General features: G+C 65.2%; 24 protein-coding genes and 2 tRNA genes. 17 read left to right on the plus strand and 9 right to left on the minus strand.

Annotated elements, in window-relative coordinates:
- Window positions 1–57 precede the first annotated feature (57 nt).
- The 4 genes from moaA (at window position 58) to B0G69_RS01450 (ending at window position 3,525) form a co-directional block, all read left to right on the plus strand.
- Complete coding sequence (moaA, locus tag B0G69_RS01435) at window positions 58–1,167, plus strand: GTP 3',8-cyclase MoaA (RefSeq protein WP_121315330.1); 1,110 nt, start codon at window positions 58–60, stop codon at window positions 1,165–1,167.
- Window positions 1,168–1,178: 11 nt separating this feature from the next.
- A complete protein-coding gene (gene mobA / locus B0G69_RS01440; protein ID WP_121315331.1) occupies window positions 1,179–1,805 on the plus strand; it encodes a molybdenum cofactor guanylyltransferase MobA in 627 nt (208 codons plus the stop codon).
- Between the two features lie 60 nt (window positions 1,806–1,865).
- Window positions 1,866–3,167, plus strand: a complete 1,302-nt coding sequence (glp, locus tag B0G69_RS01445) for a gephyrin-like molybdotransferase Glp (protein ID WP_121315332.1) — start codon at window positions 1,866–1,868, stop codon at window positions 3,165–3,167.
- An 82-nt stretch (window positions 3,168–3,249) separates the two neighbouring features.
- Entirely contained in the window at window positions 3,250–3,525 is a 276-nt protein-coding gene (locus B0G69_RS01450) for a hypothetical protein (RefSeq protein WP_074764961.1), read from the plus strand.
- 155 nt (window positions 3,526–3,680) lie between these two features.
- On the opposite strand, the gene rmuC is transcribed toward B0G69_RS01450, so the two are convergent.
- The 5 genes from rmuC to pncB all read right to left on the minus strand — a co-directional run bounded on the left by rmuC (window position 3,681) and on the right by pncB (window position 9,686).
- A complete protein-coding gene (gene rmuC, locus B0G69_RS01455; protein WP_121315333.1) occupies window positions 3,681–5,129 on the minus strand; it encodes a DNA recombination protein RmuC in 1,449 nt (482 codons plus the stop codon).
- Window positions 5,126–6,115: a D-glycerate dehydrogenase gene (locus tag B0G69_RS01460; protein ID WP_121315334.1), complete on the minus strand. Its 990-nt coding sequence runs from the start codon at window positions 6,113–6,115 to the stop codon at window positions 5,126–5,128. Before B0G69_RS01460 ends, rmuC begins: the two co-directional genes overlap by 4 nt.
- Window positions 6,116–6,169: 54 nt before the next feature.
- Window positions 6,170–7,600, minus strand: coding sequence for a sodium:proton antiporter (locus tag B0G69_RS01465; RefSeq protein WP_121315335.1), 1,431 nt, complete (start codon window positions 7,598–7,600; stop codon window positions 6,170–6,172).
- A 63-nt stretch (window positions 7,601–7,663) separates the two neighbouring features.
- On the minus strand, window positions 7,664–8,326 hold the full coding sequence (locus B0G69_RS01470) for a lactate utilization protein C (protein WP_121315336.1): 663 nt from the start codon (window positions 8,324–8,326) through the stop codon (window positions 7,664–7,666).
- Window positions 8,327–8,489: 163 nt separating this feature from the next.
- Entirely contained in the window at window positions 8,490–9,686 is a 1,197-nt protein-coding gene (gene pncB / locus B0G69_RS01475; protein WP_121315337.1) for a nicotinate phosphoribosyltransferase, read from the minus strand.
- Window positions 9,687–9,977: 291 nt separating this feature from the next.
- On the opposite strand from pncB, the gene fdxA reads away from it, so the two are divergent.
- The 8 genes from fdxA to B0G69_RS01515 all read left to right on the plus strand — a co-directional run bounded on the left by fdxA (window position 9,978) and on the right by B0G69_RS01515 (window position 14,783).
- Window positions 9,978–10,301, plus strand: a complete 324-nt coding sequence (gene fdxA / locus B0G69_RS01480; protein WP_020069367.1) for a ferredoxin FdxA — start codon at window positions 9,978–9,980, stop codon at window positions 10,299–10,301.
- Window positions 10,302–10,418: 117 nt separating this feature from the next.
- Window positions 10,419–10,494: transfer RNA gene (locus tag B0G69_RS01485), tRNA-Asn, on the plus strand.
- 62 nt (window positions 10,495–10,556) lie between these two features.
- A tRNA-Asn gene (locus tag B0G69_RS01490) sits at window positions 10,557–10,632 on the plus strand.
- Window positions 10,633–10,904: 272 nt separating this feature from the next.
- On the plus strand, window positions 10,905–11,381 hold the full coding sequence (locus B0G69_RS01495; protein WP_121315338.1) for a CreA family protein: 477 nt from the start codon (window positions 10,905–10,907) through the stop codon (window positions 11,379–11,381).
- A 202-nt stretch (window positions 11,382–11,583) separates the two neighbouring features.
- The gene (locus B0G69_RS01500) at window positions 11,584–12,414 is read left to right on the plus strand and encodes an AraC family transcriptional regulator (protein ID WP_121315339.1); all 831 of its coding nucleotides are present in this window, start codon (window positions 11,584–11,586) and stop codon (window positions 12,412–12,414) included.
- 194 nt (window positions 12,415–12,608) lie between these two features.
- On the plus strand, window positions 12,609–13,415 hold the full coding sequence (locus tag B0G69_RS01505) for an AzlC family ABC transporter permease (RefSeq protein WP_241991254.1): 807 nt from the start codon (window positions 12,609–12,611) through the stop codon (window positions 13,413–13,415).
- The gene (locus B0G69_RS01510; protein ID WP_121315340.1) at window positions 13,412–13,735 is read left to right on the plus strand and encodes an AzlD domain-containing protein; all 324 of its coding nucleotides are present in this window, start codon (window positions 13,412–13,414) and stop codon (window positions 13,733–13,735) included. Before B0G69_RS01505 ends, B0G69_RS01510 begins: the two co-directional genes overlap by 4 nt.
- A 280-nt stretch (window positions 13,736–14,015) precedes the next feature.
- A complete protein-coding gene (locus B0G69_RS01515; protein ID WP_121315341.1) occupies window positions 14,016–14,783 on the plus strand; it encodes a DUF4088 family protein in 768 nt (255 codons plus the stop codon).
- Window positions 14,784–14,884: 101 nt separating this feature from the next.
- On the opposite strand, the gene B0G69_RS01520 is transcribed toward B0G69_RS01515, so the two are convergent.
- The 3 genes from B0G69_RS01520 to B0G69_RS01530 form a co-directional block, all read right to left on the minus strand.
- Entirely contained in the window at window positions 14,885–17,014 is a 2,130-nt protein-coding gene (locus B0G69_RS01520; RefSeq protein WP_121319015.1) for an ATP-dependent helicase, read from the minus strand.
- 305 nt (window positions 17,015–17,319) lie between these two features.
- Window positions 17,320–17,586 (minus strand): hypothetical protein, encoded by a 267-nt coding sequence (locus B0G69_RS01525; protein WP_121315342.1) that lies wholly within the window; start codon window positions 17,584–17,586, stop codon window positions 17,320–17,322.
- An 85-nt stretch (window positions 17,587–17,671) separates the two neighbouring features.
- Complete coding sequence (locus B0G69_RS01530) at window positions 17,672–18,127, minus strand: hypothetical protein (protein ID WP_121315343.1); 456 nt, start codon at window positions 18,125–18,127, stop codon at window positions 17,672–17,674.
- Window positions 18,128–18,438: 311 nt separating this feature from the next.
- Between B0G69_RS01530 and B0G69_RS01535 the strand changes: the two genes are divergently transcribed.
- The 5 genes from B0G69_RS01535 to fumC all read left to right on the plus strand — a co-directional run bounded on the left by B0G69_RS01535 (window position 18,439) and on the right by fumC (window position 24,958).
- Window positions 18,439–18,657, plus strand: coding sequence for an RNA-binding S4 domain-containing protein (locus B0G69_RS01535; RefSeq protein WP_011489423.1), 219 nt, complete (start codon window positions 18,439–18,441; stop codon window positions 18,655–18,657).
- A gap of 281 nt (window positions 18,658–18,938) precedes the next feature.
- Window positions 18,939–20,351: an MATE family efflux transporter gene (locus B0G69_RS01540; protein WP_121315344.1), complete on the plus strand. Its 1,413-nt coding sequence runs from the start codon at window positions 18,939–18,941 to the stop codon at window positions 20,349–20,351.
- 274 nt (window positions 20,352–20,625) lie between these two features.
- Complete coding sequence (locus tag B0G69_RS01545; RefSeq protein WP_121315345.1) at window positions 20,626–21,585, plus strand: bile acid:sodium symporter family protein; 960 nt, start codon at window positions 20,626–20,628, stop codon at window positions 21,583–21,585.
- A 382-nt stretch (window positions 21,586–21,967) separates the two neighbouring features.
- The gene (locus B0G69_RS01550; RefSeq protein WP_241991343.1) at window positions 21,968–23,542 is read left to right on the plus strand and encodes a phospholipase D family protein; all 1,575 of its coding nucleotides are present in this window, start codon (window positions 21,968–21,970) and stop codon (window positions 23,540–23,542) included.
- Between the two features lie 15 nt (window positions 23,543–23,557).
- Window positions 23,558–24,958 carry a class II fumarate hydratase gene (gene fumC, locus B0G69_RS01555; RefSeq protein WP_121315347.1) on the plus strand — a complete coding sequence of 467 codons (1,401 nt, stop codon included), beginning with the start codon at window positions 23,558–23,560 and terminating at the stop codon, window positions 24,956–24,958.
- Window positions 24,959–25,185: 227 nt separating this feature from the next.
- Here the strand turns inward: fumC and B0G69_RS01560 are convergent, their stop codons facing one another.
- The gene (locus B0G69_RS01560; RefSeq protein ID WP_121315348.1) at window positions 25,186–25,692 is read right to left on the minus strand and encodes an acyl-CoA thioesterase; all 507 of its coding nucleotides are present in this window, start codon (window positions 25,690–25,692) and stop codon (window positions 25,186–25,188) included.
- Window positions 25,693–25,877: the final 185 nt, after the last annotated feature.

Here is a 25,877-nt window from a genome sequence, read left to right on the forward strand (position 1 = left end):
ATTTCCGATAGAATTCAATATTCAGAGATCCTCTCAAGCACCCAGACAAAGCACGCCATGTCCCGACGCATCATCCCAGTAGCCGATCTCAGCGCGGCGCCGGTCATCGCCGGCCCGGTGCAGACGCCCCGAGGCGTACTGCACGACACGCTGTCACGCCCGCTGCGCGATCTGCGCATTTCGGTGACGGATCGCTGCAACTTTCGCTGCGTCTACTGCATGCCGCGCGCAGTGTTCGACAAGGACTACGCGTTCCTGCCGCATAGCGCGTTGCTGAGCTTCGAGGAAATCGAACGGCTCGCGCAGCTGTTCGTCGCACATGGTGTCGAGAAGATCCGCCTGACCGGCGGCGAGCCGCTCTTGCGCAAAAATCTGGAATTCCTGATCGAACGGCTCGCGCAATTGACCACGCCGGCGGGCCGCCCTATCGATCTGACGCTGACCACCAACGGCTCGCTGCTGGAGCGCAAGGCGCGCAGTCTGAAGGACGCTGGACTGACCCGTGTGACCGTCAGTCTGGACGCGCTCGACGACACGCTGTTTCGCCGCATGAACGACGCCGACTTCGCGGTGGCCGACGTGCTGGACGGGATCGCTGCGGCGCATGCGGTCGGGCTCGCGCCGGTCAAGGTCAACATGGTCGTCAAGCGCGGCACCAACGACGGCGAAATCGTGCCGATGGCGCGTCATTTCAGAAGCTCGGGCGCGGTGCTCCGTTTCATCGAATACATGGACGTCGGCACCTCGAACGGCTGGAACATGACCGAAGTGCTGCCGTCCGCCGACGTCGTGACGCGCATCGCCGAACAGTTTCCGCTCGTCCCGCTCGAAGCTCACAGCGCCGCCGAGACCGCGCAGCGCTGGGGCTACGTGGACGGCAGCGGCGAGATCGGCGTGATTTCGAGCGTCACGCGGGCGTTTTGCGGCAGTTGCACGCGCGCCCGGCTGTCGACCGAGGGCAAGCTGTACCTGTGCCTGTTCGCGTCGTCCGGCCACGACCTGCGCGCGTTGCTGCGCGGCGGCGCGAGCGACGCCGACATCGCGACGGCCGTCGCCGAAATCTGGCAAGGCCGCAGCGACCGCTACTCGCAACTGCGCGGCAGCCAGCCGGCCGAATCGGGCGAGCAGACGAGCCGCCGCGTCGAAATGTCGTACATCGGCGGCTGAGCGGCCGCCGCATGCAACCCACGCGCGAACAGATCACTGGCCTGCTGCTCGCGGGCGGCCGCGGCATGCGCATGGGCGGCGTCGACAAGGGACTGCAAACGCTGCATGGCGAGCCGCTCGCCGTGCATGTACTGAAGCGCCTCGCACCGCAAACCGGCGCGCTGCTGATTAGCGCCAATCGTCATCCCGACACGTACGCCGCACTGGGTGCACCGTTTGGCGCGACGGTCGTCGCCGATACGCTGGCCGGCTTTCCCGGCCCGCTGGCGGGTTTGCTCGCCGGTATGCGCGCTGCCGGCACCGCCTGTCTGCTGAGCGCGCCCTGCGACTCTCCGTGGCTGCCCACCGACCTCGCCGCGCGCCTCGCGCAAGCGCTGGACGCCCGGCAAGCTGACATCGCCACCGTCACGACCGTCGACGCCAACGGCGACGCGTCCCTTCACCCCGTGTTCGCGCTGCTGCGCACGAGTCTCGCGGACGACCTCGCGGTGTTCCTCGACGCCGGCGAGCGCAAAGTTCGCGCGTGGTACGCACGCCACACGACGGTGGAAGTCGTCTTTACCGACGAGCGCACGTTTTACAATGCCAACTCGTTACAAGAACTCGCCGACCTCGAACGCGATCGAGGCCCCGGTTGAGATCCGCCCGGCCGCACGGCAACTGCCGCGCCCGTCTCCGGTCGCGACGCCCAGCTCCTCATGACCACGCTTAACGAATTTTCCCGCTGCGTCGCGCAGTACGATCCTCACGCGCTCCCCGTTTCGGCCGCTCAGGCGATTGTTCGTGAGTGGGCCGCGCCGGTTGCGGCCGTCGAACGCGTGGCGTTGCGCGACGCGCTCGACCGCGTGCTCGCGGCCGACATCGTGTCGCCGATCGACGTGCCCTCGCACGACAATTCTGCGATGGACGGCTACGCGTTCCAGCGAGCGGCGTTCGCAACCGACGCATCCAGCATCGAATTGACGATTGCCGGTAAGGCGCTGGCCGGGCATCCGTTCGCGAGCCGCGTCGACGCGAACCAGTGCGTGCGCGTGATGACGGGCGCCTGCATGCCCCAAGGCTGCGACACCGTCGTGCCGCAGGAGCTGGTCGAGCGCAGCGCGGATGGCGGATCGATCCGCTTCGCCACCGACGCCGTGACCCCCGGCGCCAACCGGCGCCTCGCCGGCGAAGATCTCGCGCGCGGCCATGCCGCTCTGCGCGCCGGCCGCATCCTGCGCGCGTCGGACCTCGGTTTGCTGGCGTCGCTCGGCATCGGCGAAGTGAATGTGCGGCGGCGCTTGCGCGTCGCGTTCTTCTCGACCGGCGACGAATTGCGCTCGCTCGGTGAACCGCTCGACCCGGGCGCCGTGTACGACAGCAATCGCTACACGCTGTTTGCGATGCTGCGGCGCCTGAACGTCGATACGCTCGACCTCGGCGTGGTGCGCGACGAACCCGCCGCGCTCGAAGCCGCATTGCGCAGCGCCGCGGCGAGCGCCGACGTGGTGTTGACCTCGGGCGGCGTATCGGTCGGCGAGGCCGATTTCACCCAACAGCTGCTACGAACTTTCGGCGACGTCGCTTTCTGGAGCCTGGCGATGCGCCCGGGCCGTCCGCTCGCGTTTGGCCGCATCTGGTCCGGCGAGCGGCCGGGCGTGGGGCTGCCTGCGCTATTCTTCGGTTTGCCCGGCAATCCGGTCGCCGTGATGGTGGCGTTCTATCAGATCGTGCGCGAAGTGCTGCTGCTGATGTCCGGCGCGACGCCGCACCCGCTGCCGACGATCCACGCCGCGAGCCGCCAGGCGATTCGCAAACGCGCTGGCCGCACCGAATTCCAGCGCGGTGTCGCCGAACAGGACGGGCACGGACAGTGGCACGTCACGCCGACCGGCTCGCAAGGCTCGGGCGTGCTGAGTTCGATGAGCGAGGCCAATTGCTTTATCGTGCTCGGTCACGACGAAGGCGCGATTGCCGAGGGAGAACGCGTCGCCATCATGCTGTTCGACGGTCTCATCTGACGCCTGCGGACCCGGCGCGGCCACCGGCAACGTTGCAGCTTTGCTTTACCCATTACCACCAAAACACACGGGTTTGACTTACATGAAAAAACAGATCTCGTTCATTGCACCTGGACAGACGGCCAAAGCACTCATCCTCGTGTACCTGACGTTCTCGGTGCCGATCGTGCTGCTCGGCGTGCTGGTTGCATTCATCCGCTACGGTTCGGTGGAATTGAGCACGGTGTTCAGCGCCTTGCTGCTGAATGCGATTCTGGGTTTCGTGCTGTTGTGGATTGCGTGCCACGCGTACAACTGGGTTGCATCGCGTTTCGGCGGCATTGAAATTCATCTGACCGACGCGCCCGAAGAGGCGTAATGTCTGCGACGATCCGCACCGCCACGCCCACGGACACGCGCGCCATCTTCGCGCTGACGTACGGGCTGGCGGAATCCGGCGCGCACGCTTGAGGCGCACCTGTGAACCGGCTTGACAGGCTCGTGCTCCATACGACGCGCCAAACCCGCGCCGCCCTACTGCTCGTCGGCCTCGACGCCCGACAACGCATCGCCGAGCAAACCCCTCGCCTCGTCGCCCGGTAGTGCCTCGACGTCGCGCAGCTTGCGGCTCATCATGCGGGTGCGCGTTTCGGCCGCCTCGATAGAACGCGTGACGGTCTCCAGCTGCGCTTTGGTCTTGGCCAACACGTCGCCGAATTTGCCGAACTCCGTTTTCACCGCGCCGAGCACCTGCCAGACCTCGCTCGAACGCCTTTCGATGGCGAGCGTGCGGAAGCCCATCTGCAAACTGTTGAGCAGCGCCGTCAGCGTGGTCGGCCCCGCGATCGTCACGCGATAGTCGCGTTGCAGCAAGTCCGTGAGTCCGGGCCGGCGCAGTACTTCCGCGTACAGGCCTTCGGTCGGCAGGAACAGCAGCGCGAAATCCGTGGTGTGCGGCGGCGACACATACTTCTCCGCGATCGTGCGCGCCTCCGCGCGGATGCGCGCTTCGAGCGCGCGTGACGCCTCTTCCACGGCGGCCGGATCAGCACGCTCCTGCGCTTCGATCAGACGCTCGTAGTCTTCGCGCGGAAACTTGGCGTCGATCGGCAGCCAGACGGGCGTGGCCGCCCCGCCCTGCTCCGTGCGTCCCGGCAACCGGATCGCGAACTCGACGCGGTCCGCGCTCTTCGGCACCGTCGCGACGTTCTTTGCGTATTGGTCAGCGGTGAGCAGTTGTTCGAGCAGCGCCTCCAGTTGCACTTCGCCCCACGTGCCACGCGTCTTGACGTTGGTGAGTACCTTTTTCAGATCGCCGACGCCGGCCGCCAGCGTCTGCATCTCGCCCAAACCGCGATGCACCTGTTCGAGCCGATCGGAGACCAGCTTGAACGATTCGCCCAGCCGCTGTTCAAGCGTGGCATGCAGTTTTTCGTCGACAGTGCGGCGCATTTCTTCGAGCTTGGCCGAGTTGTTCGCCTCGATATCCTTGAGCCGCTGCTCGATGGTCGCGCGGACTTCGGCGAAGCGCCGGTCGTTCGCCTCGGTCAGTTGTCCCAGTTGCAAACTCAGCGTGTCGCCAAACTGCTTGAGCGAGCGGCCCTGTTCGTCGCGCGCCTGTTGGGCCTGCGCCTGCAAACTGTGGCGTACGGCGTCGAGCTGCTGCGCGAAGGCGTCAATCTTGCCGCCTTGCACCGTGGTCATGCTGCTGAACTGCGCGGCGAGCGTCTGTTGAAAATGTGCGAACCCACTGCTCTGCTCGGTGCGTGACACCCGTGCGGTCTCGGTGATGTCGTTGCGCAATTGCCTCTCGAGGCGCTCGTAGGCATGCGCCTGCGTGTCGGCCGCCACGTCGATGCGCTCGTTGAGCAACTCGAACTGCTCACTGTCGTCCGCGCGGCCATGAGCGCGCATCAACAACGCCAGCGCAATCAGCAGGACGACCGCCAGCATCGCGACGGCCGCCACCAGAATCATCATCATGAGCGCGCCTTACCGATCACGTCCGGATTGATCGGATTCGGCGGCTGGCCGGCACGCGGCCCAACGCCCAGCCCCGCGATCAGATTGTCGGCGGCGAGATTCGCCATCGCACGCCGCGTGGCTTCGGTGGCGCTGGCGATGTGCGGCGTCAGCACGACATTCGGCACGCTCAACAGATCCGGATTCAGATGCGGCTCACCTTCGAACACGTCCAGACCGGCCGCGGCGATCTGCTTCGAGCGCAGCGCCTCGACCAGCGCCGCGTCGTCGACGATGCCGCCGCGCGCGATGTTGGTAAGCGTCGCGGTAGGCTTCATCAGCGCGAGTTCGGCCGCGCCGATCGTGTGATGGCTTTCTTTCGAGTACGGCACGACCAGCACGACATGATCGGCACGCCGCAGCAGGTCCTGCTTCGATGCATATTCGGCATTCAGTTCAGCCTCGATCTCCGGCGCCACGCGCGAACGGTTGTGATAGATCACCTGCATGTTGAAGCCCTTCGCGCGCCGTGCGAGCGCTTGGCCGATCCGGCCCATGCCGATCACGCCGAGCGTCGAACCGTACAGGTCACTGCCGAGAAAACCGTCGTAGCTCCACTTCTGCCATTTGCCTGCGCGCAGCCAGTGCTCCGATTCGGCAATGCGGCGTGCGGCGGCCATCATGAGGGCCCAGCCGAAGTCGGCGGTCGACTCGTTCAGCACGTCCGGCGTGTTGGTGCCGAGCACGTTCGCCGCGTTGAACGCGGCCATGTCGAAGTTGTTGTAGCCCACCGCCATGTTCGACACCACGCGCAGGCGCGGCGCCGCCGCCAGAACGCCGGCGTCGATCGGCTCGCCCGCGGTCAGCGCACCGTCCTTGTCCGCGAGACGGCGCTTCAGTTCGTCGGCGGCCAACACATCACCCTGGTTCCAGTCGACGTCGAAATACTGCTTGAGTCGTTCGATCACATCGGGAAAGATCGAACGGGCGACGAGGATCTTCGGCATTGCAATTCTCCGTATGGCGCGTCGAGCGGGCATGCCTCGGCGTCGAAATCAGCATCAGAAAAACAACCAGCCGGTGACGGCGAACAGCGGCAACAGCACTGCACCCGACCAGCCCAGATAAGCGAAAAAACTCGGCATGCGAACGCCGCGCGATTGCGCGATCGCTTTCACCATAAAGTTCGGCGCATTGCCGATATACGTGATCGCGCCCATGAACACCGCGCCGGCCGAGATCGCGGCGAGCGTGGTCGCGCCGCTCGTCATCAGCGTCTGCGCGTCGCCGCCTGCCAGGTTGAAGAACACGAGATAAGTGGGTGCGTTGTCGAGAAACGAAGACAACAGGCCGGTCGCCCAGAAGTACATCATGTCGCGCGGCTGGCCTGCGGAATCGTGGACCAGATGGACGAGGCCCGCGAACGCGCCAGCCTCGCCCGCGCGCAGCATCGTGATGACCGGCGCGATCGTCACGAAGATGCCGGCGAACAGCTTGGCCACCTCTTCAATCGGCGCCCAGTTGAAATCGTTGCCCGCGCGCGCCGCGCGAGGCGTCACCGCGAGCGACAGCAACGTCACGCCGATCAGCGCAACGTCGCGCACCGCGTTCTGCAACTCGACCTGCGTACCGAACACGTCGAACGTGACCTGCGGCCGCCACAACCCGCTCATCAGAACCAGCGCGATCACCGCGGCGAGCAGCACGAAATTGATCTTGCCGTCGATACTGCGTGGCGCGCCCTCGGGCGTCGGATCGAGAAAGCGTGAGCGCGTCTCTTCACGCCGATGAAAGTAGTACGAGTCGAGCGCGTAGAAGCCGGTCAGCAGCACGACGCTGACGAACAGCATCGGCAGCGCGAGATGCTGGGTGGTCCAGAAGAAGCGGACGCCTTCGAGGAAGCCGAGAAAGAGCGGCGGGTCGCCCAACGGCGACAGCGAGCCGCCCACGTTCGCCACGAGAAAAATGAAGAACACCACCACATGGACCACATGCTGGCGATTGTCGTTGGCGCGCAGCAATGGACGGATCAGCAACATGGCCGCGCCGGTCGTCCCCATCACGCTCGCCAGCAAGGTGCCGAGCGCGAGAATTGCCGTGTTCAGGCGCGGCGTGCCGTGCAGATTGCCGCGCACGCAGATACCGCCCGCGACGGTATAAAGCGCGGTTAGCAGAACGATGAACGGAATGTACTCGTCGAGCAGCGCGTGTATCAGCTTGCCGAAGGCCACGTTCATGCCAAACGTGAGCGCGAATGGCACGAGGAACACGAGCGACCATGCTGCCGCGATCTTGCCGAAATGGTGATGCCAGAACGCCGGCGCGATCAGCGGAAAAATAGCGATCGACAGCAGCACGCCCGCGAACGGCAGGCTCCACAGCGCCGACAGGGTCGCGCCATCGAGCGTCGCAGCAGACGCCGATTGAGACCATCCGCCCAGCGTCAGCGCGGCGGCAATCCACGCGCTCGCGCTCACGGTATACCCTTTCATATCGTTGAAATCCTTGCAATGGAGGTGGCCGTGTGCGCTGCGAGACGTCGCCGCGCGGCCCGTTCACGCATCCTGCACGAGGATCACATGCACCCGGTAAGGGCCATGCGCGCCCAGCACGATGGTCTGCTCGATGTCGCCAGTGCGCGATGGCCCGGAGACGAAATTGACCGCACGGGGCAGTTCGCCGCGCTCCTTGCGGATCAGGCCGAACGCGTCTTCGTGACCCGCGACGATGCGCGATGCCGGCACGATGGCGATGTGCGTTTCGGGCAGCAAGCCGGCCGACGCGTAGGTTTGCGGGCCGGACAGCAGCACCAGCGTGCCGGTCTCGGCGGTCGCGCAGAAGCAGCCGGTGAGACCGACGACGTCGCCGTCGCGCGGCTTGCGGAATTCGACGCTGAGGCCGGCTTCGGCCCAATTGAGATCTTGCAGGGTTTGCCAGGCGATCGCCTGCAACGGCAACGCATGCCCGGTGAGGTAGCGATGCGCCGCGGCCGGCACGTCGGCGAGCGTCTGAACGCTGTCGACCGTGGTCGACAGCTTCTGCGCTTCTTCGATGAAACGCACAGTCAGATCGGCAGGCATCTCCGGACGCGGGCCGGCCGGATGGCGCGTCACATAATCTGCCGCTGCCTCGCGCTCGGCAGCGGACGGCTCGGGCTCGCGCCCTTGCGCGGCGCGGATGCGCGCCAGGATGTTGCGGCGGGCAATCGAAGTGTCCATGGGCGAAGTCCTCGTGTCGACAGCCGTGCAAAGTGACGAGGATTATACCGGCCACCCTCCACGCGAACACCCTGGCCGAACGGCATATTGCCAGCCAGCTCGTGCGCATTCAAAGTAGTCACCAGTGAACGGGCGCATGAACTCGTGCGAGGTGTGAAGTGCGTTACTTCGCTGCCTCTTCTTCGGGTTGCGCGATGCCGAATACCTGGCGCAGATACGCGAGATAAGCCTTGTCCTCGCACATGTTCTTGCCCGGCGAGTCCGACAGCTTCGCCACCGGCTGACCATTGCAGCGAACCATCTTGATGACGATCTGCAACGGGTTGTAGCCGAGGTCGTTGGTCAGATTGGTGCCGACGCCGAACGCCAGTTTGCAGCGGCCGCGAAAGCGCTCGTACAGTTGCAGCACCTTCGGGATGTCGAGCGCGTCGGAGAACACGAGAATCTTGGTGCGCGGGTCGCAGCGGTTCGCCTCGTAGTGCTTGAGCAGGCGCTCGCCCCAGTCGAACGGATCGCCGGAATCGTGGCGCGCGCCGTCGAACAGCTTGCAGAAGTACATGTCGAAGTCGCGCAGGAAGGCCTGCATGCCGTACACGTCGGACAGCGCAATACCGAGGTCGCCGCGATATTCCTTCGCCCACATCTCGAAGCCGAAGGTCTGCGAGTCGCGCAACCGGGGGCCGAGCGCCTGGCACGCCTGCAGATATTCGTGCGCCATCGTGCCGAGCGGCGTGAGGCCGTGCTTCATCGCATAGAAGACGTTGCTGGTGCCGGCGAACTGCTCGCCGAGACCGTCTTTCAGCGTGAGGATCACCTCCTCATGCCATTGCTTCGAGAAGCGGCGGCGCGTGCCGTAGTCGGCGATCTTGCAGTCGGCGAATTCGGGGCGCGCGCCCAGCAACTGGATCTTCTCGACCAGACGGCCGCGCCCCTCGCTGTAATCGGGCTTTTGCTGGGTGTTGCGGAAATAGACCTCGTTGACGATCGCGAGCATCGGAATCTCGAACAGGATCGTATGCAGCCACGGCCCTTTGATCTCGATGTCGATCTCGCCATTGCCCTTCGGCGACGGCTCGATCGAAATGTATTTCTCGTTCAGATGAAACAGCGCGAGAAACTCGATGAAGTCGCCCTTGATGAAGCGCATGCGCCGCAGGTAGTCGAGTTCGTCGTCGGTGAAACGCAGGTCGCAGAGCTTGCGCACTTCGTCGCGAATCTCGCCGATATACGGCACGAGATCGACATTCGGCGTACGGCAGCGGAAACGGTACTCCACATTCGCGGCGGGAAAATGATGCAACACCACTTGCATCATCGTGAACTTGTACAGATCGGTATCGAGCAGCGAAGTAATAATCATGATGGTGCGAACTGGACCGCGGGAAAAACGAAAGGCCGGACTCAAGCCATGCGCGTAGGACACGCCCGTGCGCGCCGACTTGACGCATGTTACCCGAATGCGCCCGAATTCAGCGCGCCGGCGAACGCTTGCATCACGGGCCCGAAGAAATCCCCCTCGCGGGCGCCATAAACTAATCACGAAAACATATAAAAGGCATTGCCCGATGCTGTATGTGCCTCTTGACGTTACGTTACAATAACGCTTTTGGCGCTTGCGCCTCCCCTGATTCCGCATGCAGGAGCTGCCTGAATGACTCACGTTGTGACCGAAAGCTGCATCAAGTGCCGCTATACCGACTGCGTCGATGTGTGCCCGGTGGACTGCTTTCGCGAAGGTCCCAACTTCCTCGCGATCGATCCCGATGAGTGCATCGACTGTGCCGTGTGCGTCGCCGAATGCCCGGTGAACGCCATTTATGCCGAAGAAGATGTGCCGGGCGACCAGCAGAATTTCATCGAGCTGAATGCCGATCTCGCGAAGAACTGGCCGAGCATCACCAAGACCAAGGCCCCGCTGCCGGAAGCCGACGAGTTCAAGGATGTGAAGGAAAAGCTCGCGCTGCTCGCACGCTGAGCGCCGCAGCCTGTCACGTGCCCCGCCAGATTCGAAATTAGATCAAGATGAACGCCGGGTATTGACAGGCGCTAAAGCTGCCTCTAAAATTTCGCTTCTCTGCTGTTGTTGTTCTGTTCCTCGATAGCTCAGTCGGTAGAGCGCCGGACTGTTAATCCGTAGGTCCCTGGTTCGAGCCCAGGTCGAGGAGCCAAGAATTGCAAAAGCCCGTTAACCAAGACGGGTTTTTTTATGTAGATCAAGTTGTACTGCTGTTCCTCGATAGCTCAGTCGGTAGAGCGCCGGACTGTTAATCCGTAGGTCCCTGGTTCGAGCCCAGGTCGAGGAGCCAAAAAATTTTGAAAGGCCCGCATCCGTGCGGGCCTTTTTCTTTTTGTGCGCCGCGCGTCGCTGGACCCGATCGCTGGATCGTCATCATGGTCCGCTCGAGGCTCGCATTTCTGTTGCCTGCTTCGTATTGCCTGCTCGCGAACATCGGCGGCTGCCGACGCAGATCATCTGGCTCATTGGCCCCGGCCCTCTTCCGTGCATGCCGTTATACGATGGTGGTTTCCCGGCGCACGCCGCGCCCAACCGCTCGCTCATATTCATATCGCCACGCCCATGAAACCCACCTCGTTGCGCATCGCGCTCGCCGTCGCCGCAGCGCTGATGCTGCCTTCGGCGCATAGCGAAGAAGTCGCCAGCGTCAATACCAACTTTCACATCACGGGTTCCGACCGCGTGGTCGTCGAGGCCTATGACGATCCGATCGTTCAAGGCGTGACCTGCTACGTGTCGCGCGCGCGGACGGGCGGCGTCAAGGGCACGCTCGGCATCGCCGAAGATCCGACCGAGGCGTCGATCGCCTGCCGCCAGGTCGGCGCGCTTCATTTCGCGGGACCGGTGAAGCAGCAGGCCGATGTGTTCACCGTCAGCATGTCGCTCATCTTCAAATCGTTGCACGTGGTGCGCGTGGTCGACGCGAAGCGCAACACGCTGGTGTATCTCACGTACAGCGACCGGGTCGTCAGCGGCAGCGCGAAAAACAGCGTGAGCGCCGTACCGATGCCGGCCGGGACGACGATCCCCGTCAGGTAAGCACCACGTTACGCCAGACACGCGGGACACGCTGCGGGACGCCTCGATGCGGCAATGCCGCGGTCCGACACTCCCGCCACCGCCTGCTCGTCAGACGTTGCAACTCAAGCCAACCCGTCGAACTCGCGCGGCGGCCAAATGCCAGGCCGGTGCCGCGAGCGCTCACGACGCGCTACACTGACCGTCCTGCCGGACCTTCATCATGCCCGCCGCCCATCGCTTCCAGGACTCTGCCCGCTACTGGCGCACGCCGCTTCTGCCCGGCGCGGACTTGCTCACCGCCGAATACCACGATCACGAGTTCACGCCGCATTGGCACGATGCGTACACGATTCCGGTGATCGTCGCGGGCGCGGAGGGGTATCGGTATCGCGGCGCCGATTACGTCGCCGAAGCGGGCGGCGTGCCGATCATCAATCCGGGCGAGCTCCATACGGGTTCGAAGGCGGTGGAGGCGGGCTGGCGGTATCGCGTGATGTATGCGCCGGTGGATTTCATCCACAATCTCGCGAGCGAGCTCAGCGGCAAGCCGCAGGCGCTGCCGTTTTTTGCGCCCGGCGTGATCCGCGATCCCGATCTGGCCATGCGGCTCGCGCGCGCACACCGTCTGCTGGAAGCGGGTGACGATGCGCTCGCCGCCGAAGCCGCGATGCTCGACGCGCTGTCCACGCTGCTGGTCCGTTACTCGCAGACGCAACCGGCGCCGTCCCCGCTCGCCACCGACGATGCGCGCGTCGCGATCATGCAGGAGCGTCTGACCGGCGATCTCATCGAACCCGTTACGCTCGCCGACGTTGCGCGGGCGGCTGGGTTGTCGCCGTTTCACGCGGCGCGCCTTTTCACGCAGGCGACGGGCTTGCCGCCCCATGCCTGGCGCAACCAGGTGCGTTTGCAGCGCTCGCTCGCGCCGTTGCGCGCCGGCGTGTCCGTGACGGATGTGGCTGCGGCGAGCGGCTTCACCGATCAGAGTCATTTCACGCGGCATTTCCGACGCATGTTCGGAGTGCCACCGGGGCGCTGGCAGGGAGTGTGAGCGGCGTTTGGGCGGGATGCGGCCGGACGCGTTGCGCACGAGGTATGGAGGTTTGCGTGCCTTCTGCTTCCACCTTTCCCCTCACCTCACCGAGCTAAGCCGATCTGAACCGGGCCACTCCCCACCCCGCCGCAAGAACGTACAAGACTGCCCCGCTCGACTCCCACTATGCTTCCCCAATCAAGGAGGCAAGATTGACCCATTCCACCCTCGGCCAGTCCACTCGCACAGGCCATTTCAAAGAATTCACCGCCGGCGCGCGCGACATCATTCCGATGATGGTCGGCGCGGCGCCGTTCGGTGTCATTTTCGGCACCCTCGTCGCATCCGGCCCGCTGCATCTGTGGCACGGCCAATTGATGTCGCTCGTCGTATTCGCGGGCTCCGCGCAGTTCATCGCACTCGGCCTGATCGCCGGCCACGCGAGCTTCGCCGTGATCTGGGCGACCACGCTCGTCGTCAATCTGCGTCACGTGCTGTATAGCGCGACGCTCGCGCCGCACGTCGCGCATCTGTCGGCGCGCTGGCGCTGCGTGCTCGGCGCGCTGCTCACCGACGAAGTCTTCGCGGTCGCCTGGGAGCACTACCGGCATCGCGAACCCGGCGCGGTCGGCCCGCACTATTTCTTCGGTGCAGGACTGGCGATGTATCTGAACTGGCAGCTCTGGACGGTCGCCGGCCTGCTGTTCGGCGCGGCCTTTCCGGGCCTGCAATCGCTCGGCCTCGACTTCGCGATGGTCGCGACCTTCATCGCGATCGTCGTGCCGCAGCTTGTCGCGTTGCGCTATATCGCGGCGGCGGCTACCGCGGGCACGCTGGCGTTCTTCTGGCAGGCGTGGCCATACAAGCTCGGCCTGCTCGGCGCGGTGTTCGCAGGCGTCGCGGTCGGCGTCCTGCTGTCGATGTCACGGTCCAATCCACGCAAAACACGCAACACCCGTGGCACGCACGGCACTCGTCACACCCGCGGCGCCCGCGACACCGCGGAGGCCTCGCGATGAACTACGTCGTCCTGATCCTCGGCATGGCGGTCATCACGTGGGTGATCCGGGCCGCCGTTTTCGTCCTCGGCGAGCGGCTGGTGTTCTCGCCGCTCGTGCGCACCGCGCTCGGTTTCGTCCCGGTGACGGTGCTGACGGCGATCATCGTGCCGATGGCGATTTCGCCGCACGGCGCGGACGCCGAACTGACCTGGCGCAATCCGCAATTGGTCGGCGCGCTGGCCGCCGTCGTCGTCAGCGCGCTCACGCGGCGGCCGCTGCTGACCATCGCCGTCGGCCTGTCAGTGTTCTTCGTCTGGCAATGCGTGGTGCTGAAATAGCGCCGGGCACCCGTCATCGCGACATCGGCGCCGCCCGGGCTTGCACCGCGCGCAGGCCTGCCTGGCGACGCTTTCCTCTAGAGCGCCCGACTCGCGCGCCCTCAAGTTCCCCTCAAATCCGCCGATATCAAGTCGAGGTCCGCGTATCGGGATGCGTCCCGTTGATTGCGCGGCAACACGCTGGAATCAACCGCGTCGGCAGCCGGCGTCGCGTCATCCGGGTCCGCCAGCGGCCGGAAGTCGTGACGATGCCATGCGGCAGGATCAAACGGGAAAACACATGGGTCAAATCACCCTCAAGCTCAAAGACGAGACCATTGCGTCGCTGCGCAAGGATTTCGACGCTTTTCTGCGGGTCTCGCTGAAGCTCGACCCGCAGTTCGCGACACCGTCGTTTGAGGACTTTTTGCGCGCCAAGCTGCTCGACAATATGGTGCCCCTGACTGAACACGCGGTCCAACGGATGCTGCAGGGCGGCCAGTACGCCTGGGCCAAACGCACCCTGGACAAGGAGTTTCCCGACGTCGTCGCGATCCTGATGCGGCAGGCGGGCGAGTTCGGTTTCGGCTTCGCGGCCCGTTCGGAATGGACCCCGGAGGAGCTCGCCAAGCAATGTCGCGACTGGGCGGCGGCGATCGTCAAGGAAGCGGAAGGCGACGCGGCGCAGGTCGATCCGCTCGCCGCGCAGATCAAGAGCGCGGCGCAGGACATTCAGGCACTCGAGGAAGTCATGCAGACGCCTGCGTGGCGGCTCGTCGAATCGTTGCGCCAGCGGGTCTACGAGGCGAAGGTGGCGTGCGAAACGAGCGTGGGCAGTACCGCGCGCGAGAAGCTCGGCGAGTTGCGGGGATTGTTGCGCTTGGGGATTTCGCACGGCTCGTTCCAGAAGCAGGAAGCGCAGCAGATTATGGAATACCTGCGTCTGCTCAAGCCGGAGATTTTCGTCGAAGAGCCGTATGACGTGTTTTCTCGTCTCGCGGCTTGGCTGCGCAATTTCTTCGTGCCGCCGCGTCCGGCGCCGCAACAGCAGCAACGGCAGTCGCGCTGAATTTGCACGCGGTGCGCCAGCACCGCGCACTATCCGGGCTGCACTTCTGCGGCCCGCAGCACTCACCCCGTTCTAGCGAGCCGGAGCGCCCGCTACGGCGCTCAATCCCACATCTTCCTGAGCTTCGCCCCGATTTCGATCTTCGCGCGCGCGGCCGCGGCGAGGCCGGCCGCCGTCGGTGCGCTGGGCACCGGCACGCGCGGCCACGCATAGGCATCGAACAACGGCATCAGGTGCGCGGGAATGAAGCGCGTACGCGACGCCCACACGTGGCGATCGCCCATATGCGTCTGGTTGTGCACGTAAAAACGCTGCGGCACGACGATATGCAGATCCTCTTTCGCACGCGTCATCGCCACATAGAGCAGGCGCCGCTCCTCGTCGATTTCGTCCTCGCTGCCGGTGCCGAGATCGGAAGGAATGCAGCCGTCGACACCATTCAGCACGAACACGTTGCGCCACTCCTGCCCTTTCGCCGAATGGATCGTCGACAGGATCAAGTAGTCCTCGTCGATCAGCGGCACGCCGGATTCGTCGCTGGTGGCGTCGGGCGGATCGAGCGTCAGCTCGGTCAGAAAACGCTCGCGCGACGGGTACGTGCCCGCGATGCTTTCCATCTGCAGGACGTCCGCGTGACGGATCGCGGCGTCCTCGTGATTGCGTTCGAGATGCGGCTCGTACCAGCGCCGCACCATTTCGAATTCGCCGGGCCACGGCGACTGCTGCCCATACACGCTCGACATCAGCTTGACGAACGGGTGCCAGTCCTCCTGCGCGCGGGCTGGCGCGGTGAACGCTGCCAGCGCGCTCGCAGCGGTGTCGACGGGATTGCCGCCACCCGCGCGCGCGACGATCTCGTCGAGCACCTTTGCCGCCGTGGCCGGCCCGACGCCAGGCAACAACTGCACGACGCGAAACCCGGCGACGCGGTCGCGCGGATTCTCCGCCCAGCGCAGCACCGCGAGCACGTCCTTCACATGCACCGAATCGAGAAATTTCAGCCCGCCGAATTTGACGAACGGAATATTGCGCCGGGTGAGCTCGATCTCCAGCGCGGCGCTGTGATGCGCGGCGCGAAACAGCACCGCCTGCGACTTCAGCTTCATGCCCTGCTCGCGCGCCTCCAGCACCTGTTCGACGATGTAGCGCGCCTGGTCGGCTTCATCGGCGACCGTGACGAGACGCGGGCGTTGCGCCGACGCCTTGTCGGTCCACAGGTTCTTCGTGTAGCGCTCGCTGGCGAGTTCGATCACCGCATTCGACGCGGCGAGGATCGGCGCGGTCGACCGGTAGTTGCGTTCGAGCGTGACCTGGCGCGCGGGCGGATCGAACTGCGCGGGGAAATCGAGAATGTTGCGCACGGTCGCGCCGCGAAACGAGTAGATCGACTGCGCGTCGTCGCCGACCACGGTCAGCCCGCGTCCGTCCGGCTTCAGTGCGAGCAGGATCGACGCCTGCAGGCGGTTGGTGTCCTGATACTCGTCGACCAGCACGTGGTCGAAACGCGCCGACAGGTCCGCCGCGATGGCCGGCTCCGCGGCCATGTGCGACCAGTAGAGCAGCAGATCGTCGTAATCGAGCACGCTCTGCTTCTGCTTCGCCTCGACGTACGCCGCGAACAGCCTGCGCAGATCGGCTTCCCACTCGTGGCACCACGGAAACGCGTTCTCCAGCACATGGCCGAGCGATGCGCCCGTGTTCACCACGCGCGAATAGATGGCGAAGCAGGTGCCCTTCGCGGGAAAGCGCCGCTCCTTCGCGGACAGCCCCAGCTCGTGCCGCACCAGGTTCATCAGGTCGGCGGAGTCTTCGCGGTCGTTGATCGTGAAGGACGGCGCGAGCCCGATCAGATCGGCGTATTCGCGCAGCAGCCGTGCGCCGACGCTATGGAACGTGCCCGACCACGTGAGCCCTTGCGCGAGCGCGGCCCGGGCGCCAAGCGCCGCACCGGCGATGCGCGTGACGCGGCGGGTCATCTCGAGCGCCGCACGGCGCGAAAAGGTCAGGAGCAGGATGCGGCGCGGGTCGGCGCCCTTCACCACCAGATTGGCGACGCGGTGCGCGAGCGTGTTGGTCTTGCCGGAACCGGCGCCCGCTATCACCAGCAACGCGCCGGGCGGCGCACTGGGCGTATCGGCGCCGTACTCGACGGCTTCGCGTTGCGCATCGTTGAGCTTCGTCAGCCAGGCGGCGGTGTCGAAAGGCGGCGGAGATTCGGCGACGGAGGGCACGGTGGATTTGGCGTTGGACGGATTCAGGATGGCGACGCACACTGTATATCCATACAACCATCGACGACAAGCGACCCTTTTTTCGGCGTTGTTTGCTTTGTGCGGTTACGGGGGGCGAGCGCCTGCAGCAGCTCGGCAAACGAACGCGCTGCAGTGATCCGCGCTCGCGGTGCACGGCGAAAACAGGCTTCTTGGAACGCGCAAAAAATGGCCCGTGCGTCTTCACGCAACGGGCCATTTTCTTGTAAAGGGCGGCAACGCAAGTCGCCGCTCGCGAAGTTTCTCGCGCCTCGCGTGGCTAAGCCCTACTGCTGCTTCTTAGCATCCTTCACGTTGGCGTCGGCGTTGGCCTTGTCGGCGTCGGCCTGCGCGTCGGTTTTCTTCTTGTCGGCCTTGGCTTGGGCGACAGCCGCCTTCTTGTCGGCCTTCGACTGCTCCTTGGCGGCCTTCTTGTCCGCGTGCGTGACGGGTGCGGCGGCCGGATCGCTAGCCTGGGCGAACGCCACCGACGACAGACAACCCGCGATCAGCGCGGCATACATTCGATTCTTCGTGGACTGGGTGATCTTCATCCGATACCTCCGTGAGACGTGATACGAAAGCGCGGCGTGACAGCCACCCTCGAGCCAACCCCGGCCGTCTGCCCGCGCTCGACGCTCAATGCTTGACGTCGGCGCCGTCCGCCTGGGTGGCGGTCTGGCCTTCCATGTTCATCTTCATTTCATTGTTGGCGGCCTGCTTGTCCGCCTTCTGGTTGATCTTTGCGTCGCGCACCTGCTCCTTGTACTGCGCCTTGGCGGCCTTCTGCTGATCCTTCAGCTCGGTCTTCGACGCCTTCTTCGACGCGCGATATTCCGCGTTCGCCTTCGCGTTGGCGTCACGCTTTTGCACCAGCGGATCGGTCGAGCCCGACGCCGTCAGACGGGTCGGCGCCGGCGTCACCGGCTGGACGCCCTGCGCGGCGGGCGCGGCGGGTGCGAGATCGGCGCCCTGGGTCTGGATCTGTGCCTGGCCACCGATGCCCGCAGCCGGCTGCGCGGTCTGCGCTACCGCGGCAGTAGCGGCAAAGGCAGTGAGGGCGGTACCGATCAGGAGTGAATGAATCTTGGTCATGGCAAATCCTCTCTAAGTTGTTGTGGCGCGGGCGCGGTGCCCGGCGTCGCGCAAGGCAGGTAGGTCCCGCGTGACTCGCCCGGTCTTCTTACACTGGACATGCTCAGACAATCCAGCAAGCTTTGCTACATGGCCGCACTTTACGAGTGAAATTCACGATACGCGACCCCTGTTACGGAGGGTTTCACTTTCCGACAGTTGCATAACAACTGCTTGCAATTGCTTGCGCGGAGCCCGCCTTCACCATGAATTTCATCTGGAGCAAGCTTCTGCCTTATGATGCGAACCCTTTGCCTGAAGGTGCAAACGCCATGCCCAACCTCGATTTCACGCTCACCGGCGACTACGTCGAATTGCACAATCTGCTGAAGATAACGGGCCTCGCGGACAGTGGCGGCTCGGCGAAAATGATGGTCGCCGACGGCGCCGTGACCGTCGACGGCCGGGTCGAGACGCGTAAAACCTGCAAAATCCGGGCGGGCCAAGTCGTGCTGCTGGGCGACACGCGGATCGCGGTCCATGAGGCCTGAAGGCCCGCCTGCCCGCGCTTGAACGCCGTCCGAAGATTCGCAGTATCACGCGCACCAAAAGCGTGCTTCTTTGATCGACATCGCCGATGCAAGGCAATAAGCTGTCGGTTTCGACAGCCAAACCCTCGGCCGACACGACCGGCTCACGCCCGCGCCGCGCTTTCCTTCGCCGACGCTTGCCGGACTGCCGCTGACGCGCGCCGCCACCGGCGCGCGAGGCAAGCACCGCGCGCTGTCCGCGTGCGCCGTCAGGCTGTCGCCACTTCCGCCGCAAGCGCTTCATGACTCAATCCGGCTTCACCCGGGTGGCCACGCGGCCGCCGACCTTCTCCCGCCACGCGGCCGACACCGCCCGGCTCGCCGCGCCGCTCGCCATCGCGCAGCTGTCGCAGATGGCGATGAGCGTCACCGATACGATCCTGCTCGGCTCGCTCGGCCCCGATGCGCTCGCCGCCGGCGGGCTCGGCGCGAACCTGTTCTTCGTCGTCGTGACGCTGCTGCAAGGGGTGCTGACCTCGGTCAGCGTGAGCGTGTCGCATGCGCGCGGCGCGCAGGACGACAGCCGCGTGCCGCATATCTACTGGACCGGCTTCGTGCTGTCCGTGCTGCTGTCGGTGCCGGCGTTCTTCCTGTTGTCGTTCTCGTCGCACATCCTGCTCGCGTTCGGCGAGCCGGGGCTGCTCGCGCACAACGTCGGCGAATATGCGGCGGTGCTGCGCTGGGGCGCGCCCGCGAGCCTGATCGGCGTCGGCCTGATGCGCTCGTTCCTGCCGGCGATCGGCGCGGCACGGCGGCTCTTGTGGGTGTCGATCGCGAGCGTCGTCGTGAACGCGTTTCTGAATTACGGCCTGATCCACGGCGCCTGGGGATTGCCGCGCCTCGGCTTTCTCGGCTCGGCGGCCGCGACTTCGATCACGGTCTGGCTGACCGCGCTCGTGCTGATGGCGCTGCTGCATCTGCGGCCGCGCTTTCGCCATTTCGTCGTCGCGACGCGGCCCACTGTGCCGCTGATGGGCGAGCTGTTCGGCATCGGCTGGCCGGTGGCGATCACCTATGGCGTCGAGTCGACGCTCTTTCTCGCCACCGGACTGATGGTCGGCCTGCTCGGCGAGTCACAACTGGCGGCGCATCAGATCGCGCTGAACGTCGCGTCGGTGGCCTTCATGGTGCCGCTCGCGATCGGCCAGGCGGCCAACGTCCGAGTGGGCTTCTGGGACGGCGCCGGGCAGCCGCTCGCCGCGCGCCACGCGGGCTTCGTCGCGCTGGCGCTCGGCGTCGGCTTCATGATGTTGTCGGGGATCGTGCTGATCGCGGCGCCGCACTGGATCGTCGGTCTCTATCTGCATCTCGACGACCCGGCCAATGCGGCGACGGTCGCGCTGGCAAGTTCGCTACTCGGCGTGGCCGCGATCTTCCAGATCGTCGACGGCATGCAGACGGTCGGTTCCGGCTGCCTGCGCGGTCTGAAGGACACCCGCGTGCCGATGATCGCCGCGGCGTTCGGTTACTGGGTCATCGGCTTTCCGACCGGCTATACGCTGGCGTTCCACTTCGGCCTCGGCGCCCGCGGTTTGTGGTGGGGGCTCGCGGCCGGCCTCGCGAGCGTCGCGGTGCTGATGACGCTGCGCTTTCACAAGCTGAGCTTGCGGCGTGTGCCGGGCGGACAGCTTACGCCGCCGGTCCGGTCGCCCTGACCACCACCCGAACCGCCCCGCAAACCACCCGCCGACGGCCGCCGCGCGGCAAAAGGTAGAATAGCCGGCTCGACGCGTCGGCGCGCACCCGCGCCACGCGCCAGGATTGCGCCAGCACGCCCCACAAAGGCCGGCGCCGCCCCAAGGCTCACCCTCGCCGCCCGGCATGCCGCTTTCTCGCGGCAGACTTCCCGAACGCCCGCCGCCGCTCCCCGACGGCCCGCTCGACCGACCCTCGTTTCTCGCGATAAAACATAACCAAGGACCACCCGTCATGCTTGCCCGCGTCACCCGCCTATTTCCGCTTTGGGCCGTGCTCGTTTCGATCGCCGCGTACTTTTCGCCCGCGTCGTTCGCCGGCATCTCGCCGCACGTCACCACGCTGCTCACGATCATCATGCTGGCGATGGGCGTGACACTGTCGGTCGCCGATTTCCAGCGTGTCTTCACGCGCCCCGCGCCGGTGATCGCCGGCATCGTCCTGCACTACCTCGTGATGCCGCTCGCCGCGTGGGTGATCGCCAAGGCGCTGCGCATGCCGCCGGATCTGACCGCCGGCATGGTGCTGGTGGGCAGCGTGGCGAGCGGCACGGCGTCGAACGTGATGATCTATCTGGCGCGCGGCGACGTCGCGTTGTCGGTGACGATCAGCGCGCTGTCGACGCTCGTCGGCGTGTTCGCGACGCCGCTGCTTACGCGTCTGTATGTGGACGCGTCGATCGCCGTCGACGTGCACGGCATGCTGATGAGCATCCTGCATATCGTCGCGCTGCCGATCGTGGTCGGCCTGATCGTGAATCAACTGTTCAACAAAGCCGTGCGCAAGATCGAGCCGGTTCTGCCGCTGATCTCGATGGTCGCGATCCTGCTGATCGTCGGCGCGGTGGTGGGGGGCACGCAGAAGAGCATCGCGTCGGTCGGTCTCGTGGTGATGCTGGGTGTGGTGCTGCATAACGGCATCGGCCTGCTCGGCGGCTACTGGGGCGGGCGTCTGCTCGGCTTCGACGAAGCCGTCTGCCGCACGCTCGCGATCGAAGTGGGCATGCAGAACTCGGGCCTTGCCGCGACGCTCGGCAAGCTCTATTTCACGCCGATCGCGGCCTTGCCGGGCGCGCTGTTCTCGGTGTGGCACAACCTGTCCGGCTCGCTGCTCGCGGGCTACTGGGCCGGACGTCCGGCGAAAGGCTCGACGCATCCCGACGGCGAGCGTGCGTTGAACGCCGGGCGCAGCTAAAGCAACCCGGCCCATACGCCGCGATCGCAGGTTTGCAAAGCGATGGCGGCAGCGCTCGACATGAGCGCATCGATTCGACTGCGGCCATTGCCGGCATGCTCTGCGCGTGCCGGCAATGGCCGCAGTGCAATCCACTTCGCCGTCAAAGTCCGTCAGGACGCTCACACGGCGGCCCCAGAGCCGCGCCCGCCGCGATTCCCCTTAGAATGCCGTTCTCGACAGCGTGAGCAAGCCATCCGCGCTGCCGTCACGAGAAGTTGCAAACAAGGGGGAAAACAGCGTGCCGGGGTATCGCGAACAAAATCAGAGCGCACTGCAACACAAGCGCGTATTTGCCGCATCATGGAGAGAGTCCCCTTGGGGGGCAACGAGACGTTTCTTCCTGCTGTGCTGTGCCAGCGCATTCCTGAGCGCCTGCGCGACCAGACCGCCCGCCACCGCGTTCGACCGTCCGGTCACGCACGCCCTACCCGCCACCGAAACCACGCCGCTGCGCACCGCGCTCGCGCCGCTCGAATCGGCGCATCCGGAGCAGTCGGGTTTCCGTGTGCTGTCGAACGGCACCGACGCCTTGCAGATGCGCATCGCGCTCGCCCGCGCGGCGACCAGAACCCTCGACATGCAGTACTACATTGCCAACGAGGACACCACCGGCAAGCTGCTGCTCGGCGCCGCACTCTACGCGGCCGATCACGGCGTGCGGGTGCGCATGCTGGTCGACGATCTGAACTTCAAGGACATCGACCGCATCATGGCGGGGCTGAATTCGCACGAGAACATCGAGGTCCGCGTCTTCAATCCGTTCGGCAGTGCGCAGGAAGGCATGGTGGAACGCGCGACGAACCTGTTCACACAGATCGGCCATTTCACGCGCCGCATGCATAACAAGGCGATGATCGCGGACAACCAGCTGGCGATCGTCGGCGGCCGCAATCTGGGCGACGAGTATTTCAGCGCGAGCGAAACGCTGCAGTTCCGCGACCTCGACGTGCTCGCCGCCGGCCCCATTACCGCCGACATCTCCGCCAGTTTCGACGACTACTGGAACAGCAGCATCGCGTACCCGCTGCGCGCGCTGAACAAGCAGAAGTTCGACCCGAAGGAGCTCGACCAGACCCGCGACGACTTGCGCCAGCACTGGCGCACCAACGCCGATCCGTACAACGCGAAACCGCTGAACGCGACGCCGCTCGCGGCACAGATCGCGAGCGAGCAACTCGGCCTGACGTGGGCGCGCGCCGAGTTCAAGGCGGATCGGCCGGAGAAGATCGAACATCCGTCGCCGGACTACGTCAGTCCGCCGATGCAGCGGCTCGGCGAACTGATGCGCGACGCGCGCCAGGACTTCCTGATCATCTCGCCGTACTTCGTTCCGCACGATGCCGGCGTCAAGGCGGCCGGCGAGCTGACGCAGCGCGGCGTGCGCATCGCCGTGCTGACCAACTCGCTCGCCGCGACCGACGCGGTCGCGGTGCAGGCGGGCTACAGCCCGTACCGCGTGCCGTTGCTGCAACACGGCGTCGAGTTGTATGAATTCAAGCCGCGCCAGGAGACGCCGCTCGCGGGCATTGCCGGTTCGCGTTCGCGCGCGAGCCTGCATGCGAAGACCTATGTGATCGACCGCAAGATTCTGGTGATCGGCTCGATGAATCTCGATCCGCGCTCGGCCCATCTGAACACCGAACTGGCGCTGGTGATCCACAGTCCGCCGCTCGCGGCCCACGTCGCGCAGATCTTCGAGCACGCCACCTCGCCCGAGCAGAGCTATCGCGTCACGCTCGCCGACGAGGCCCAGTTCGCCTATCTGCGCTCGATCGGCGCGCCGCTGTCGCCGCTCGTGTGGACCGACGTCGAAAACGGCATGCGCCGCACGTACATTTTCGATCCGCAAGCGGGGTTATACCGGAACGCGCTAACAGGTCTATTCTCCCTATTGCCCGTCAACGCAGAACTTTGAAAAGCGGAGTGGAACATGACTGAAGACGTACGAATGGAGCGCGACACGTTCGGCGAGATCGCCGTGCCGAACGCCCGTCTGTGGGGCGCGCAAACCCAGCGCTCGCTGCAGAATTTCCGTATTTCGACCGAGAAGCAGTCGCCCGAGCTGATCACCGCGCTGGCCGTCATCAAGCGCGCCGCCGCCGAGGTGAACCACGGCCTCGGCGTGCTCGACGAGAGCAAGGCCAAGGCGATCATGCAGGCGGCCGACGAGATCATCGATGGCAAGCATCCCGAAGAATTTCCGCTCGCGGTCTGGCAGACCGGCTCCGGCACGCAGACCAACATGAACCTCAACGAGGTGATCGCGAACCGCGCGAGCGAGCTGCTCGGCGGCGAGCGCGGCGAAGCGCGCAAGGTACATCCGAACGACGACGTGAATCGCGGCCAGTCGTCCAACGACGTGTTTCCGACGGCGATGCACGTGGCTGCCGCGTATGCGATCGTCAAGCATCTGCTGCCGGCGCTGAAGACGCTGCGCGACACGCTCGACGGCAAGGCGAAGGCCTTCGCCGACATCGTCAAGATCGGCCGCACGCACTTGCAGGATGCCACGCCGCTCACGCTCGGCCAGGAGTTTTCGGGCTACGTCGCGCAACTCGATCATGGCATCCGTCACGTGGAAGCGACGCTGCCGCATCTGTACGAACTCGCGCAAGGCGGCACGGCGGTCGGCACGGGCCTGAACGCACATCCGCAGTTCGCGGACAAGGTCGCGGCGGCGATCGGCAAGCTGACCGGCCTGCCGTTCGTGTCGGCGCCGAACAAGTTCGAAGTGATGGCCGCGGCCGATGCGCTGGTATTCGCGCACGGCGCGTTGAAAACCGTCGCGGCGAGCCTGAACAAGATCGCCAACGACATCCGCTGGCTCGCGAGCGGTCCGCGCTGCGGCCTCGGCGAACTGTCGATCCCGGAAAACGAACCGGGTAGCTCGATCATGCCGGGCAAGGTCAACCCGACCCAGTCCGAAGCGCTGACGATGCTCTGCTCGCAGGTGTTCGGCAACGACGTCGCGGTGAATATCGGCGGTGCGAGCGGCAACTTCGAACTGAACGTGTTCCGGCCGATGATCGCGCATAACGTGCTGCAATCGGTGCGTCTGCTCGCCGACGGGGCGCAGAGTTTCAACGACAACTGCGCGGTGGGCATCGAGCCGAATCGCGAGCGCGTCGATACTTTGCTGAACGAATCGTTGATGCTGGTGACGGCGCTCAATCCGCACATCGGCTACGACAAGGCCGCGCAGATCGCGAAGAAGGCGCACAAGGAAGGCACCACGCTGAAGGCGTCGGCACTCGCGCTCGGCTTCGTCACCGAGCAGCAGTTCGACGAATGGGTGCGGCCGAAGGATATGGTCGGGCATTCGGCGGGGTGAAACGCGCGGCGGTTGCGCCTGCGGCGTGATGGGCCGCGCGAACGTTTATGTTCGGGCGGCCCGTGGAGGTTGACAGCGGAGCCTCGCGGCCTATGTCGATCCCCGCAGCCGCTGAATCACATGCCGCGCACCACCTTTCTGTTTCGAGCGGCCCATGAAGGTCCGTGGCGGCCGCTTACGGCCTACGCAGGCCTGCGGCCCGCGAACAGCACCCTCGCGGGCGTCGCTCAAATCTTCCCCTGCGCCACTTCATCCGGCTTCAATTCGACGATCGCATCGAGCGCTTCCTTGACGTCCATCGCGTATTTGGCGAGGCGCTTCTGTTCGTCGGTCTGCGGCACGAAAGCCGGCACCGGCACCGGATGGCCGTTCTCGTTGACGGCGACCATCACGACGAGGCAATCGGTGGTTTGCAGCAGTTCGCCACCCTTCGGGTCGCCCGCCTGCACCGAGACGTGAATGTGCATGCTGGTGCGCCCCGTCGCCACGACTCGCGCGCGCAGTTCGACCAGATTGCCGACCAGGATCGGCCGGCGAAAGCGGATGTTGCCCACGCTGACCGTCACGCAATAGCGTCCCGACCACACCGCCGAGCACGCGTACGCGGTCTCGTCGATCCACTTCATCAGCGCGCCGCCGTGCACCTTGCCGCCGAAATTGACCGAACTCGGCTCGGCGAGAAAGCGGAAAGTGGTTTCCGAACGGTCCAGCGGCGCTACGGGTGGGGTACTCATCTTGACTCCGGTCAATCGGATGCATTGAAAGGAGGCGATTATACGAGCGCAATATTGACCGCGTGACAGGTTCGGCCGGTTACGACGCGGAATTTTCGTCCGCAAGGCCTGCGGACGTTCGGCGAGCTTGCGGAGGACGGGCCCGGCGCCGCTCGCCGCCGCACCGGTTGATGAGACCTCCAGCA

Source organism: Paraburkholderia sp. RAU2J (assembly GCF_003634845.1).
GTDB lineage: Bacteria > Pseudomonadota > Gammaproteobacteria > Burkholderiales > Burkholderiaceae > Paraburkholderia > Paraburkholderia fynbosensis.

Coding starts and splice junctions, on each gene's coding strand:
- moaA (WP_121315330.1), top strand. CDS start 58: ATGTCCCGACGCATCATCCCAGTAGCCGATCTCAGCGCGGCGCCGGTC.
- mobA (WP_121315331.1), top strand. CDS start 1,179: ATGCAACCCACGCGCGAACAGATCACTGGCCTGCTGCTCGCGGGCGGC.
- glp (WP_121315332.1), top strand. CDS start 1,866: ATGACCACGCTTAACGAATTTTCCCGCTGCGTCGCGCAGTACGATCCT.
- B0G69_RS01450 (WP_074764961.1), top strand. CDS start 3,250: ATGAAAAAACAGATCTCGTTCATTGCACCTGGACAGACGGCCAAAGCA.
- rmuC (WP_121315333.1), bottom strand. CDS start 5,129: ATGATGATGATTCTGGTGGCGGCCGTCGCGATGCTGGCGGTCGTCCTG.
- B0G69_RS01460 (WP_121315334.1), bottom strand. CDS start 6,115: ATGCCGAAGATCCTCGTCGCCCGTTCGATCTTTCCCGATGTGATCGAA.
- B0G69_RS01465 (WP_121315335.1), bottom strand. CDS start 7,600: ATGAAAGGGTATACCGTGAGCGCGAGCGCGTGGATTGCCGCCGCGCTG.
- B0G69_RS01470 (WP_121315336.1), bottom strand. CDS start 8,326: ATGGACACTTCGATTGCCCGCCGCAACATCCTGGCGCGCATCCGCGCC.
- pncB (WP_121315337.1), bottom strand. CDS start 9,686: ATGATTATTACTTCGCTGCTCGATACCGATCTGTACAAGTTCACGATG.
- fdxA (WP_020069367.1), top strand. CDS start 9,978: ATGACTCACGTTGTGACCGAAAGCTGCATCAAGTGCCGCTATACCGAC.
- B0G69_RS01495 (WP_121315338.1), top strand. CDS start 10,905: ATGAAACCCACCTCGTTGCGCATCGCGCTCGCCGTCGCCGCAGCGCTG.
- B0G69_RS01500 (WP_121315339.1), top strand. CDS start 11,584: ATGCCCGCCGCCCATCGCTTCCAGGACTCTGCCCGCTACTGGCGCACG.
- B0G69_RS01510 (WP_121315340.1), top strand. CDS start 13,412: ATGAACTACGTCGTCCTGATCCTCGGCATGGCGGTCATCACGTGGGTG.
- B0G69_RS01515 (WP_121315341.1), top strand. CDS start 14,016: ATGGGTCAAATCACCCTCAAGCTCAAAGACGAGACCATTGCGTCGCTG.
- B0G69_RS01525 (WP_121315342.1), bottom strand. CDS start 17,586: ATGAAGATCACCCAGTCCACGAAGAATCGAATGTATGCCGCGCTGATC.
- B0G69_RS01530 (WP_121315343.1), bottom strand. CDS start 18,127: ATGACCAAGATTCATTCACTCCTGATCGGTACCGCCCTCACTGCCTTT.
- B0G69_RS01535 (WP_011489423.1), top strand. CDS start 18,439: ATGCCCAACCTCGATTTCACGCTCACCGGCGACTACGTCGAATTGCAC.
- B0G69_RS01540 (WP_121315344.1), top strand. CDS start 18,939: ATGACTCAATCCGGCTTCACCCGGGTGGCCACGCGGCCGCCGACCTTC.
- B0G69_RS01545 (WP_121315345.1), top strand. CDS start 20,626: ATGCTTGCCCGCGTCACCCGCCTATTTCCGCTTTGGGCCGTGCTCGTT.
- fumC (WP_121315347.1), top strand. CDS start 23,558: ATGACTGAAGACGTACGAATGGAGCGCGACACGTTCGGCGAGATCGCC.
- B0G69_RS01560 (WP_121315348.1), bottom strand. CDS start 25,692: ATGAGTACCCCACCCGTAGCGCCGCTGGACCGTTCGGAAACCACTTTC.